At 65.3% G+C, this 13,237-nt stretch carries 14 protein-coding genes; all 14 read right to left on the bottom strand.

What is annotated here, in order from left to right; translation table 11 throughout:
- Window positions 1-210 precede the first annotated feature (210 nt).
- The 14 genes from QM588_RS21505 to folE all read right to left on the bottom strand — a co-directional run bounded on the left by QM588_RS21505 (window position 211) and on the right by folE (window position 13,180).
- Window positions 211-2,751, bottom strand: a complete 2,541-nt coding sequence (locus QM588_RS21505) for an ATP-dependent Clp protease ATP-binding subunit (protein WP_032364473.1) — start codon at window positions 2,749-2,751, stop codon at window positions 211-213.
- 274 nt (window positions 2,752-3,025) lie between these two features.
- Window positions 3,026-4,549 (bottom strand): lysine--tRNA ligase, encoded by a 1,524-nt coding sequence (gene lysS / locus QM588_RS21500; protein ID WP_283316410.1) that lies wholly within the window; start codon window positions 4,547-4,549, stop codon window positions 3,026-3,028.
- 36 nt (window positions 4,550-4,585) lie between these two features.
- Window positions 4,586-5,008 (bottom strand): rhodanese-like domain-containing protein, encoded by a 423-nt coding sequence (locus QM588_RS21495; RefSeq protein WP_032364474.1) that lies wholly within the window; start codon window positions 5,006-5,008, stop codon window positions 4,586-4,588.
- Window positions 5,005-5,574, bottom strand: coding sequence for a cysteine dioxygenase (locus QM588_RS21490; protein WP_283316408.1), 570 nt, complete (start codon window positions 5,572-5,574; stop codon window positions 5,005-5,007). The genes QM588_RS21495 and QM588_RS21490 overlap by 4 nt, the downstream gene beginning before the upstream one ends.
- 225 nt (window positions 5,575-5,799) lie before the next feature.
- A complete protein-coding gene (locus QM588_RS21485) occupies window positions 5,800-6,600 on the bottom strand; it encodes a type III pantothenate kinase (protein WP_283316407.1) in 801 nt (266 codons plus the stop codon).
- A 4-nt stretch (window positions 6,601-6,604) separates the two neighbouring features.
- Window positions 6,605-7,036: an aspartate 1-decarboxylase gene (gene panD / locus QM588_RS21480; protein ID WP_283316406.1), complete on the bottom strand. Its 432-nt coding sequence runs from the start codon at window positions 7,034-7,036 to the stop codon at window positions 6,605-6,607.
- A 9-nt stretch (window positions 7,037-7,045) separates the two neighbouring features.
- On the bottom strand, window positions 7,046-7,948 hold the full coding sequence (panC, locus tag QM588_RS21475; RefSeq protein ID WP_283316405.1) for a pantoate--beta-alanine ligase: 903 nt from the start codon (window positions 7,946-7,948) through the stop codon (window positions 7,046-7,048).
- Entirely contained in the window at window positions 7,945-8,859 is a 915-nt protein-coding gene (locus tag QM588_RS21470; RefSeq protein ID WP_283316402.1) for a Rossmann-like and DUF2520 domain-containing protein, read from the bottom strand. Before QM588_RS21470 ends, panC begins: the two co-directional genes overlap by 4 nt.
- A gap of 114 nt (window positions 8,860-8,973) precedes the next feature.
- Window positions 8,974-10,224, bottom strand: coding sequence for a DUF6779 domain-containing protein (locus QM588_RS21465; RefSeq protein ID WP_283316400.1), 1,251 nt, complete (start codon window positions 10,222-10,224; stop codon window positions 8,974-8,976).
- Between the two features lie 90 nt (window positions 10,225-10,314).
- Complete coding sequence (locus QM588_RS21460) at window positions 10,315-10,785, bottom strand: DUF3180 domain-containing protein (protein ID WP_032369421.1); 471 nt, start codon at window positions 10,783-10,785, stop codon at window positions 10,315-10,317.
- Complete coding sequence (gene folK, locus QM588_RS21455) at window positions 10,782-11,291, bottom strand: 2-amino-4-hydroxy-6-hydroxymethyldihydropteridine diphosphokinase (protein ID WP_283316398.1); 510 nt, start codon at window positions 11,289-11,291, stop codon at window positions 10,782-10,784. The genes QM588_RS21460 and folK overlap by 4 nt, the downstream gene beginning before the upstream one ends.
- Window positions 11,288-11,689: a dihydroneopterin aldolase gene (folB, locus tag QM588_RS21450; protein WP_204846996.1), complete on the bottom strand. Its 402-nt coding sequence runs from the start codon at window positions 11,687-11,689 to the stop codon at window positions 11,288-11,290. Before folB ends, folK begins: the two co-directional genes overlap by 4 nt.
- Entirely contained in the window at window positions 11,686-12,534 is an 849-nt protein-coding gene (gene folP, locus QM588_RS21445; RefSeq protein WP_283316395.1) for a dihydropteroate synthase, read from the bottom strand. The genes folB and folP overlap by 4 nt, the downstream gene beginning before the upstream one ends.
- Before the next feature lie 19 nt (window positions 12,535-12,553).
- Window positions 12,554-13,180 (bottom strand): GTP cyclohydrolase I FolE, encoded by a 627-nt coding sequence (folE, locus tag QM588_RS21440; RefSeq protein ID WP_371832575.1) that lies wholly within the window; start codon window positions 13,178-13,180, stop codon window positions 12,554-12,556.
- Window positions 13,181-13,237 lie beyond the last annotated feature (57 nt).

The raw sequence follows: 13,237 nt of genomic DNA, 5'->3' as shown, positions 1-13,237 counted from the left end.
CTCCCCAGTCGTTGGAACTGAATTACTCAGTCCAACTTCTGGGGAGCGGTGCACATGCGTCTGAGCGCTGCAGGGGTCCATTGACGCGAACGGGGGGCGGGGGGCCTTTCGGCAGCCGGGGGCGGGGCGGGGCGGGCGAGCGGGGCAGGTGAGGATACGACAACGGGCGACCCTCCGAAGAGGATCGCCCGTTGGCGTGAACTGTGAAACTTACTCGCTGTCGCTGTCTCCGGCGGCCTTGGCCAGATCGACCGGGACCTCGTCGGGGACGATGATGGCCTTCTTCTCGCCGCGGAACGTGAACTTCGCGTCCTCGCCTGCGCCTTCGCCGTCCCAGTTCTCGACGTCGACCAGGATGATCTGGCCGGCTTCGATCTCGCCGAAGAGGATCTTCTCCGACAACGCGTCCTCGATCTCGCGCTGGATGGTGCGACGCAGTGGCCGCGCACCCAGGACGGGGTCGAATCCGCGCTTGGCCAGCAACGACTTGGCCTTCTCGGTGACCTCGATCGCCATGTCCTTGTTCTTGAGCGCACCTTCGACTCGGTTGAGCATGAGATCGACCATCTGGATGATCTCGTCTCGCGTGAGCTGGTGGAACACGACGATGTCGTCGATACGGTTCAGGAACTCGGGGCGGAAATGCTTCTTCAGCTCGTCGTTGACCTTGAGCTTCATGCGCTCGTAGTTCGAGCCGGTGCCTTCACCCGAGGAGAAGCCGAGACCGACAGCCTTCGAGATGTCTGCGGTACCGAGGTTCGAGGTGAAGATGAGCACGGTGTTCTTGAAGTCGACCGTGCGTCCCTGTCCGTCGGTCAGGCGACCGTCTTCCAGGACCTGAAGCAGCGTGTTGTAGATCTCCGAGTGGGCCTTCTCGATCTCGTCGAACAGGACGACGGAGAACGGCTTGCGGCGGACCTTCTCGGTGAGCTGGCCACCCTCTTCGTAGCCGACGTATCCGGGAGGAGCACCGAACAGACGCGAAGCGGTGAAGCGGTCGTGGAACTCGCCCATGTCGATCTGGATCAGCGCGTCGTCCTCGCCGAACAGGAAGTTCGCGAGAGCCTTCGACAGCTCGGTCTTACCGACACCGGACGGGCCGGCGAAGATGAACGAGCCCGACGGGCGCTTGGGATCCTTCAGACCTGCACGGGTACGACGGATCGCCTTCGAGACGGCCTTGACTGCCTCGACCTGACCGATGATCCGCTTGTGCAGCTCGTCCTCCATGCGGAGCAGACGAGTGGTCTCTTCCTCGGTGAGCTTGAAGACGGGGATGCCGGTCCAGTTTCCGAGGACCTCGGCGATCTGCTCGTCGTCGACCTCGGCGATGACGTCGAGGTCACCGGAGCGCCACTGCTTCTCCCGCTCGGCGCGCTGGCCGACGAGGGTCTTCTCCTTGTCGCGCAGGTTCGCAGCCTTCTCGAAGTCCTGTGCGTCGATGGCCGATTCCTTCTCCCGGCGTGCGTCGGCGATCTTGTCGTCGAACTCACGCAGGTCTGGCGGCGCGGTCATCCGACGGATGCGCATCCGCGCGCCCGCCTCGTCGATGAGGTCGATTGCCTTGTCGGGCAAGAACCGATCGTTGATGTACCGGTCGGCCAGAGTGGCGGCAGCGACGAGTGCACCGTCGGTGATCGAGACGCGGTGGTGTGCCTCGTAGCGATCGCGCAGACCCTTGAGGATCTCGATGGTGTGCTCGACGGTCGGCTCGCCGACCTGGACGGGCTGGAAACGACGCTCGAGTGCGGCGTCCTTCTCGATGTACTTGCGGTACTCGTCGAGAGTGGTGGCACCGATGGTCTGCAGTTCGCCACGAGCCAACTTCGGCTTGAGGATCGACGCTGCGTCGATGGCACCTTCGGCTGCACCTGCGCCGACGAGTGTGTGCAGCTCGTCGATGAACAGGATGATGTCGCCGCGGGTGTTGATCTCTTTGAGCACCTTCTTCAGGCGCTCCTCGAAGTCACCGCGGTAACGGCTGCCGGCCACGAGCGAGCCGAGGTCGAGGGTGTAGAGCTGCTTGTCCTTGAGTGTCTCGGGAACCTCGCCGTTGACGATGGCCTGAGCCAGGCCTTCGACGACTGCGGTCTTACCGACACCGGGCTCGCCGATGAGAACAGGGTTGTTCTTGGTACGACGCGAGAGCACCTGCATGACGCGCTCGATTTCCTTCGCGCGACCGATGACCGGGTCGAGCTTGCCTTCGAGCGCGGCCTGGGTGAGGTTGCGACCGAACTGATCGAGGACCAGTGACGTGGACGGGGTACCCGCCTCGCCGCGGCCACTGCCGCTCTCGGACGGCTCCTTGCCCTGGTATCCGGACAGCAGCTGGATGACCTGCTGGCGTACCCGGTTGAGGTCGGCTCCGAGCTTGACCAGAACCTGAGCTGCGACGCCTTCGCCTTCGCGGATCAGGCCGAGCAGGATGTGCTCGGTGCCGATGTAGTTGTGGCCGAGCTGCAGTGCTTCACGCAGACTGAGCTCGAGTACTTTCTTGGCGCGCGGGGTGAACGGGATGTGACCGGACGGAGCCTGCTGGCCCTGGCCGATGATCTCCTCGACCTGGCTGCGTACTCCTTCGAGGGAGATGCCCAGCGACTCGAGAGACTTGGCGGCGACGCCTTCGCCCTCGTGAATGAGGCCGAGCAGAATGTGCTCCGTGCCGATGTAGTTGTGGTTGAGCATCCGGGCTTCTTCTTGAGCCAGGACGACAACACGCCGCGCGCGATCGGTGAACCTCTCGAACATCGCTCTCCCTCACTTCTTGGTGGGTGGTAGCTCGCCCACCAGTTCTTCTAGCGCCGCAGTGTCCATACGCTGAGGTCGCTTGTGCATTTGAAGGTAAGACTGATTCTCACTGTAGTTGGCCGACGTGACGAACGCCGACCCTCCACCCCTGAAATGCTGCGCAACCGCCCGCTGATTCGGACTGCCGTGCCTGCTTACTGTTCATAACGCAGGCACTATGCAAAACGTTTCCCATCCGATGTCCGCTGCTGGCGAACAGCGCTTTACCTCCCGATCAAGCCTGGGAGGGCTTGACGATCGGAAACAGGATCGTTTCGCGGATACCCAGGCCGGTCAACGCCATCAGCAGACGGTCGATTCCCATGCCGGTTCCGGTGGTCGGCGGCATGCCCTGTTCCATGGCGGCCAGGAAGTCCTCGTCGAGCACCATCGCCTCGTCGTCGCCTGCTGCGGCCTGACGCGCCTGGTCCTCGAAACGCTCGCGTTGGATGATCGGGTCGACCAGCTCCGAGTAGCCGGTCGCCAGCTCGAATCCGCGAACGTACAGGTCCCACTTCTCGGTGACGCCCGGCTTGCTGCGGTGCTGACGCGTCAGCGGCGACGTCTCGACGGGGAAATCACGAACGAACGTCGGTTCGGTCAACGCGTCGCCCACCTGGTGTTCCCACAGTTCCTCGACGAGCTTGCCGTGGCCGTAGATCGGGACGCCGTCCTTGCGCGGCACCTCGACGCCCACCTTGTCGGCGATCGCGAGCAGCTCGTCGACGGTGGTATCGGGGGTGACGTCGAATCCGAGCGACTCCGACAACGACGGGTACATCTCGAGTGTCGTCCATTCGCCACCGAGGTCGTAGGTGGTGCCGTCGGGAAGCGTCACGACGGTGGATCCCAGCGCGGCCATGGCCACTTCCTGGACGAGTTCCCGCGTCATCTTCGCCGAATCGTCGTACGTGCCGTAGGCCTCGTAGGTCTCGAGCATCGCGAACTCCGGCGAGTGCGAGGAGTCCGCACCTTCGTTACGGAAGTTGCGGTTGATCTCGAAGACCTTCTCGATGCCGCCGACGACGCAGCGCTTGAGGAACAGCTCAGGCGCGATACGCAGGAACAGATCGGTGTCCATCGCATTGGAGTGGGTGACGAACGGCCGGGCCGCCGCACCGCCGTGCAGCGTCTGCAGCATCGGGGTCTCGACTTCGAGGAAGCCGCGTCGCTCGAGTGCGTTACGAAGTTCACGAACGACGGCGATGCGCTTGCGGGCGGTCTCTCGGGCCTCCGGACGCGTGATCAGATCCAGGTACCGCTGCCTGATACGCGTCTCTTCGCTGAGTTCCTTGTGCGCGACGGGCAACGGCCGCAACGACTTCGACGCGATCTGCCATGCGTCTGCCATCACCGAGAGCTCACCGCGACGAGAACTGATGACCTCGCCGTGCACGAACACGAAGTCACCGAGATCGACATCGGACTTCCAGGCTGCGAGGGCGTCCTCCCCGACGCCTGCCAGGCTGATCATGGCTTGGAGTTGGGTACCGTCGCCCTCCTGCAGCGTGGCGAAGCACAGCTTGCCGGTGTTGCGGACGAAGATGACGCGCCCGACGACCCCGACGATCAGGCCGGTTGTCGTGTCGGCGTCGAGCTCGGGGAACTGGGTGCGGATCTCGAGCAGCGAATGGGTCCGCGGAACCGACACCGGGTACGCCTCGACCCCGCGCTCAAGCAACGAAGCGCGCTTGGCGCGACGAATCCGTAGCTGCTCCGGGGTGTCGTCGGCCGGCTGGGTAGAAGCTGTATCACTCACGCGCAGACACTTTACAGTCCAGGACTGTCAGGACGATCAGTGCGCTGCGACGGCCTCTGCTTCACGAACGCAGTGCTTGGCCTGCGTCAATACTCCGAGCAGCCCGGCCGATTTGAGGGCCTGATAGCCGCCGACCAGATCGGTGGCCTTGTGCAGACCCAGCAGCTTGAGCGACGCGGCCGCGAGCGAGGAGGTGTACCCCTCGGAGCAGATGACGATCCACTCGACGTCGTGGTCGGTGGCGATCGCCAGCCGCGCATCGCTGGTGGGATCGAGACGCCATTCGAGAACGTTGCGTTCGATGGCCAGCGCGCCCGGCAGAGTTCCTTCGACGGCGCGCTGCGCCTGCGGCCGAATGTCGACAACGACCGCGCCGCGGTCGACGGCGTCACGGAGCTCGAAGACTGTCATGCGATCGATGGTCTCGCGTGCGGATTCGAGCATTTCGACGATGGTCATCGGGTCGCCTTCTCGGGTTCGTCGGTGAGCTCGCTACGGGTGCGACGCAGCGTGGCCCGTTCGGTCACTTCGTAGTACGACATCGCCGTCAACGGCGGCGAGTAGGCGTGCACGCTGAGGGTGGGTCCGGGCGTGGCGGAGGACGGACTGTGCATCACGTCGTGCACCCAACCCAGAGGGAACGACGCCTGGTCACCCGCCTCGAGCCGACGCTGCTTCAATTCGGTTCCCGCCCAGCGATATTCGAGCAAGGACCCGCTCAGGACGGTCAGTGCGCCGAGCGAGCCGGCGTGATCGTGCAGTTCCGTGGACCGATCGGGAACCCAGCTGATCAACCACACGTCGAGATCGTCGTCGGAGTGCAGGCGGGTGGCCAAACGCTCGTCGGTGGGCCACCGTCCACCGCCGGGAAGCAGGTGGTCGAATCGCCCCTCGAGGACGTCCGATGCGCCCTGATCGGTGATGCGCAGCAGGTCCGGTGGACGTAGCCGCGTCGGCAACGTCGAGACCGACCGCGAGGTCGAAAGGGGTCGGTTGGGTACAGAAAATACAGGTGTGGAAAGCATGAAGCTCTACTCCAGGGGTGTGTAACGAACGAGGCAGCGGTCAGCCTCGACAACACTCCTGGGTGGCCATGCACGTCATCACGCCGACGATTCTGACACACGAACGCCCGATGCGCTAGCGCCGACTGGAAACGGTCAGCGCGAAACCCTCAGCGCGAAACCCTCAGCGCGACACCTTCAGCGTGGCCGCCGCTGAAACATTCAGCGTGGCCGCCGCCGAAACATTCAGCGTGGCCGCCGCTTTGCCATGTTGCGTTCGTAGACCAATCGAAGTCCTTCGAGCGTCAGGTCGGGTTCGTGATGCTCGATGGTGGTCGATTCGGGCAGGATCAGCGCAGCGATGTCTCCGGTACCGATGACCGCGACGTCGGACCCTTTGACCTCCGGCACCTCACGTCTGATGCGTCCGACGAGCCCGTCCACCAGGCCGGCGAAACCGAAGATGGTGCCCGCCTGGATGCACTCGACGGTGTTCTTTCCCAGCACCGATCGCGGCCGCACCATCTCGACCTCACGCAGCGTTGCAGTGCGCGTCGACATGGCCGACGCCGAGATTTCGAGACCGGGCGCGATTGCTCCGCCGAGGAACTCGCCCTTGGCCGAGACGACGTCGACGCACGTGGTGGTGCCGAAATCGACCACGATGCATGCCGAGTCGTACAGGTCATGCGCGGCAAGGGTATTGACGATGCGGTCGGCCCCGACCTCTTTCGGGTTGTCCACCAGAAGTGGAACCCCGGTCCGCACACCGGGTTCGACCACCACGTGCACCACGTGATCCCAATAGCGTACGAGCATCGTCCGCATCTCACGCAGCACGGACGGCACCGTGGACAGGGCCGTCACCCCGGTGATCTGCTCGGCCTGTTCGCCCAACAACCCTCGCAACATGAACGCCAGCTCGTCCGCCGTCACGTGGGGATCGGTGCGAATACGCCAGTCGCGCAGCAGTTTCGAGTGATCCCCGGTGCCGGTGAAGAGCCCGACCACCGTGCTGGTGTTGCGTACATCGATCGCGAGGAGCATCGTCTCAGACCAGCACGGAGTCGGCCCGCAGATCGCGCGGCGTGATCAGACCCGAACCCGCAGGCGCATGAGCCGGATCGCTGCCCAGCTCGACCGGCCGGTTCTTGTCGTCGACGAACACCACCCGAGGCGCGTAGTCGGTGACTTCCTGCTCGTTCATGACCCCGTAGGCGATCAGGATGACCAGATCGCCCGGGTTGACCAGATGCGCTGCAGCTCCATTGATTCCGATGACACCGCTGCCGCGCTCACCGGTGATCACGTAGGTTTCGAGCCGCGCTCCGTTGTCGATGTCCACGATGGTGACCTGCTCACCTTCGAGCAGATCGGCTGCTTCCATCAGCTCCTGATCGACGGTCACCGAGCCCACGTAGTGCAGGTCTGCATGCGTGACGGTGGCGCGATGGATCTTGGACTTCATCATCGTTCGAAACATGTTGTGCCCTCAGCTCTTCGGATCGTCGGGGTACTCGAGAAAACCGGTGCCGACTGCGACACCGACGTTGTCGATCAATCTCGTGGTGCCCACCTTGGCTGCCACGAGCAGTCTTCCGTCTCCGCGTTCGGGAGCCGGGCCGAGATGCGGGTCGCGCACCTCCAGATAGTCGACCTGCACCAGTGGTGCCTCGTCGAGGACGGCACGCGCGGTGGCGATGATGACCTCCACTCCGCCGGCCGCAGCGTGCGCCCCGGCCACGAGTGCAGCCGACAACGCCATCGCAGCGTCACGCTGTTCGGCATCGAGATACCTGTTGCGCGAGGACAGAGCCAGACCGTCCTGCTCACGGACCGTCGGGACTCCGATGACCGCGACATCGAAATTCAGATCTCGCACCATCTGACGAATCAGCGTCAGCTGCTGGTAGTCCTTCTCCCCGAAGTACGCCCGATGCGGAGCGGCTATCTGCAGCAGCTTGGCCACGACGGTGAGCATCCCGGCGAAGTGAGTCGGCCTGCTGGCACCTTCGAGTTCACTACCGAGCGGCCCGGGGTGGACCGTGGTGCGCGGCCCCGACGGATACATATCCGACGCGGACGGCGCGAAGACCAGTTCCACGCCCTCACCGCGGAGCAGTTCGACATCGGCATCGAGTGTCCGCGGATAGGCGTCGAGGTCCTCCCCCACACCGAACTGCAGTGGATTGACGAAAATCGACACGATCACGACCGCGCCGGTGAGCTTCGCCTGACGCACCAACTGCAGGTGGCCGGCATGCAATGCGCCCATGGTCGGCACCAGAGCGACCTGCTTGCCGACGCCCCGTAGGGCCTTGGACACCGACGTGATCACCGCAGGATCGTGGTGAACCGTCAACTGTCCCTTCGTGTAGCTGCCCGCGAGGGTCATCGCTTCCCTTCCAGAATTTCGATCAGATCGGCTGCGGCACCGATGCGTTGGGCGGACCGCAACGACAGCGCACGGTACCCGGCGGCGATCCGTGGATCCACGGCCTCGAGCACTTCGAGGTGTTTGCCGACAGCCGCGGCATCGCCTCGGGCCACCGGGCCGGTCAACGCGGATTGCCCGTTGCGCAATGCGTTGTCCAGTGCAGCTTCGAGCAGCGGAGCCAGAACGCGCTCGGGCACACCACGTTCGGCGTCGGATCCAGGAAAACCAGGACCGGCCAACGCAACTCGTAGCGCCTCGACCGCGTCGACCACCAGCGTGACGAGGTGATTGCTGCCATGGGCCAATGCCGCGTGGTACAGCGCTCGGTTGTTCTCGGGCACGTGGACCGGCTCACCGCCGATCTCGAGGACGAGTGCTTGGGCCACCGCGTACCCGATCTCGTCGCCCGCAGTGATGCCGAAGCACGCCGCCGTCATCCGGTCGGTGTCCTCGGGTCCGCCGCTGAATGTCATCGCCGGATGTATCGCCAACGGCACCGCGCCCAGGGCAGCCAACGGCTCCAATACCGCAACGCCGTTCGCGCCGGAGGTGTGCGCCACCAACTTGCCCGGCGCGACCGCCCCGGTCGCCGCGAGACCGGCCACGATCGAGGCCAGTTCGTAGTCCGGCACCGCCAGAATCAGCAGTTCAGCGCGACGGGCAACCTCGTCGACAGGCAGAATCTGCGACTCGGGCAATCGATCACGTACTCGCGCGATGGATGCGTCCGATACCGCGGCGGCACCGACGACAACGTGTCCGACGCGTTCGAGCGCCTCACCGAATGCCGTTCCGACCCGACCGGCGGAGACGACACCGACGGTCAAGCGAGCCGGAGACAGACCACCAGTGAACCCTGATGAGGTCACCGAAATTTTCCTCTCGTTCGTTCCAGTCCCGCTCCGCGGGTACCAGACGTCCTGCAGGGAACACTAGCGACAGCGGCACCGAACGTGCCATGGGAAACCGGTGTGATCTGGTTCTCAGTCTGCGCGTCGGCGACGGCGACGCGTTCCCGCGTCGGTGGTCGTCGTATCGGCCGAATCGCCGCCTGCCAGCCCGGCCATGATCTCGGCCACGGAACGGCCGTTGGAGTGCGCGCCGGACGCCTCCTCGGTGGATTCGGCGCGCCTACGTCCACGTCGAGGTGCGTCCGCCGGCTCCTCGGCAGGCGTGTCGTCGATGCGGTCGGCGGCGAAGAACGCATCGGCCGAATCTCGCAGCGTGCGGCGAGACTCCGGATACGTGGCCGCATCCTCGGCCGATTCGGACTCGGGGGCCTGCTGAGGCTGCACCTCCTCGACAGGTACGGAGTCGACAGGCTCGGGATGGTCCACAGGTTCGGATTGGTCCACGGGTTCGGATTCGGCTGCGGGTCGACGCGTCTGCTCGAAGTTGTAGGCGGTGAACGGCGAGGTGGGCGGGCTCACCCGACCGGCAGGCCTGGGGGCACCGTAGGGGCGAGCCTGCGCGGCAGGCGGCTCGGCGCGGTCGTCCTGCCCGGCGTCGGTGACGTCGTCGTATCCCTCGGGCACAGAACCTTGCTCGGCGGACGCGTCCTGTGCGTACCCGGAATCGGTGTCCGGTGCCGCCGTCGCGCGGGGCATTCCGTCCGGATCCTCGGGATAGACCACCGACGTCTCGGCGGTGACCGGCTCGTCGTAGGGCGTACCCACGCCGTTGAAGCCGGGTCCGTTGCCGTTGCCGCCTCCTCGTACGTACAACCCGGACGGGGCGGGCTGGTAGCTGTCGTATCCGCGGCCACCGAGTTCCTGCATCCGCATCGCCTCGGCGCGCAGTGCGACCCGTTCGGTCGGCAGATTGCCCTCGAAGAGCACCTGCAGGTTCTGGCGCAGCGCGGCCAGTTCGTTACGCAGCGCGGCGACCTCGTCCGATTCCAACCGCGTCTCGTTGCGCACCCGGGCTTCGACGCTCATCTCGTACTCGCGTCGGGCCGAGATCTCGCGGGCGAGCTGTAGCTCGTAGACGGTCTGTAAATCCTTGGCCTTGGTCTGGTCCGCGGCCGCTTCCCTGCGGTACTTCGTCATCGCGAACGCACCGATCACCGCGGCCCACAGCGCCGAGAGCACCCCGACGCGCATCCATTGAACGCTCTCGCTGAACAACAACAGCACGCTGGCGACGATGCCGAACACGACGAGCGCCGCGAGGAACAGCTGGCTCGCACTACGCCGCTTTCGGCGTCCCTTCTTGGCGCGAGTCTGATCTGTCATGTTCTCAAGGGTAACCGGCATGTCGGTCGCATCCGGTCATCCCCGACCGATCACGTACACAACGAAGGTAACGATCGAGGGACGGATACGTTATCGGGAGCGCTCGTCGTCACGATCTTCCGGGGTGCGGCAGCACTGCTCGAGCCACACGGCGGCGGCGACGACGGCCAGGCCCGCGACGAGGGCCACGATTGCTCCGGCTCGGTCCGCGGACGCCGCTCGCACTGTCGCCGCTCGCGGCAGTACGTACACCAGAAAGCCGACGCACACCCCCACCAGAGCGGTTCCCACCAGCAGCGACGCCTTCGCCAACACCAGCGCCCGGAAGACCGTCAACGGATGCAGGTCGTGCAGACCGGTACCCACTCGATGCTCGGCAATGCGGTTGCGGACGATCACCGCGGTCACCACTTCGACCACGGCGACCAGATACAGCGACGCTCCGGCGTACACCGGAATCGGCGGAAACGAACCGTAGAAAACCCGCACCAGCAGCCACGTGCCCACTGCGGCGATCAGAAACAAACCCAAGACATCCCAGATCTTGGTGGGATTGGTCACCACAGTCGATCACCGTCGCCGTCGAGACGGATGACTCCCGCGCGCTCGTCCGCACTCAGACGCTCGAGCAGCTCGGATATCGGCACGTCCGCCCCGTCGACCCGAAGAGTGGCGTCGGGCTCGACGTCCAGCCACGGCAGCAGTACGAACGCGCGCTCGTGCGCACGGGGATGGGGAAGAATCAAGCGCGGGTCCTCACTGATGACGTCGTCGCACACGATCACGTCGACGTCGAGGCTGCGCGGTCCCCAACGCTGCACTCGAACGCGATCCGCTGCCTCCTCTAGCTGCTGCGCCAGACGCAACCAGTCCCACGGGTCGTAGGCGTCGTCGTCGGCCACCACGATCGCGTTGAGGAAGTCCTGCTGCTCGACGCCACCCCACGGAGCAGATCGATGGACGGCCGAGCACGCCACCACGCGTGAACCCAATTCCGTTGTGACAGAACGCAAGTGGCTCATCGAGTCGCCGATGTTGCTGCCGATCGACAGCACTGCACGGCTCACTTTCGCTCCCGATAGGCCACCACGGCAACGTCGCCGAACGTCAGGGGAATGGGAGCCGACGGCTTGTGCAGCACCACCTCCACCGCGTCGACTCGGGAGTCGTAACCGAGCACCACCTCGGCGATCTCGGCGGAGACCGTCTCGATCAGGTCCCGGGACGGGCCCGCTACGACCGCCGCGGCACGTTCGGCCAATTCGCCGTAGTGCAGCGTTCGAGTCAGATCGTCGGTCTCGGCCGCGGGCGAGAGATCCATCCAAACGGTGATGTCGACGACGAAATCCTGGCCGTCCCGCTTCTCGAAGTCGAAGACCCCGTGATTGCCGCGGACGGTGAGCCCGCGCAATTCGATGCGGTCGCCGCGTCGAGTCCCTGCGGCGGCACTGTTGATCTCGCTCATGCGCGACCACCCTGCCATGCCCGCACGACGGCCACCGCGTCGAGTGACGACCGAACGTCGTGCACCCGCACTCCCCATGCGCCGCCGGCGACGGCGAGAGCAGAGACGACGGCCGTCGCGATCTCCCGGCCGTCCGGTGGACGCGGCGAACCGTTCGGTTCGGCGAGGAGCGAGCCCAGAAAACGTTTGCGGGAGGCACCCACCAGAACCGGGAAACCGGACTCGACCAGGGTGGGCAGTCCGCGCAGCAGCTGCCAGTTGTGCTCTGCGTTCTTGGCGAATCCGAGGCCCGGGTCCAGCACGATCCGCGACGCGTCGACCCCCGCGCTCACTGCGTGGTCGACCTGCTCGAGCAGTTCTCGGCGGACGTCGGTGACCACGTCGTCGTAATGATCGGCCGGACCGGTGTGTCGGAACGTCGAGTCGGCGGCCCGCCAATGCATCAGGATCCACGGCAGCCCGCCTTGCGCGACCACGCCGGCCATCGCTGGGTCGGCTCGACCGCCCGAGACGTCGTTGACGATCGACACCCCGGCCTCGATCGCCGCAGCGGCGACGTGTGCGCGCATCGTGTCTACGCTGGTGCTCACGCCTTCCGCGGCCAACGCCGAGATGACCGGTACGACGCGCTGCACCTCGATCGACGGGTCGACGCGGTCCGCCCCGGGGCGCGTGGACTCCCCACCGACGTCGACGATGTCGACTCCGAGCCGATGCATCGCCAGACCGTGTTCGACGGCCGCGTCGACGTCGAGGTAGCGACCGCCGTCGGAGAACGAATCGGCCGTCACGTTGAGAACGCCCATGACGATGGGAGCAGGGGGAACGGAGCGCGCGAGAATCATCGCGAGGGGACCGGAACCGTCATTTCCGAAGGATCAGGTCCAAGGCTTCCGAACGCGATGCCGCGCTGGACTGCAGCAGACCCCGGACCGCCGAGGTGGTGGTGCTGGCACCGGGTTTGCGGATCCCGCGCATCGCCATGCACAGGTGCTCGGCCTCGATCACGACGATCGCACCGCGTGGATCGAGCTTGCGCATCAACGCGTCGGCGATCTGGCTGGTCAACCGCTCCTGCACCTGGGGACGCTTGGCGTACATGTCCACCACGCGGGCCAGCTTCGACAGACCGGTCACCTTGCCGCTCTTGCCGGGGATGTACCCCACGTGAGCGACGCCGTGGAACGAGACCAGGTGGTGCTCGCACGTGGAGTACATGGGGATGTCGCGAACCAGTACCAGTTCCTGATGGCCTTCGTCGAAGGTCGTGTTCAGCGCGGTGTCCGGATCGGTGTACAGGCCGGCGAAGATCTCCCGGTAGGACCGGGCGACACGAGCCGGGGTATCGAGCAGGCCCGGGCGATCGGGATCCTCACCGACAGCGATGAGCAACTCGCGTACCGCAGCCTCCGCGCGGGGCTGGTCGAACACCGCGCCCGTGGCATAGGCCACCGGCTCCGCGATTCCCTGCTGCGGGACGGCAGACTGCACGACTGCTGGGACTTCTGCCGAGTCGCCTGACTCGTCGGTCCGATTGACTGACACGAG

This window comes from Rhodococcus sp. IEGM 1354 (assembly GCF_030056855.1).
Taxonomy (GTDB): Bacteria; Actinomycetota; Actinomycetes; order Mycobacteriales; family Mycobacteriaceae; genus Rhodococcoides.
The sequence above is the reverse complement of the archived record's forward strand: the minus strand, read 5'-3'. Positions and strand labels throughout refer to the sequence as shown.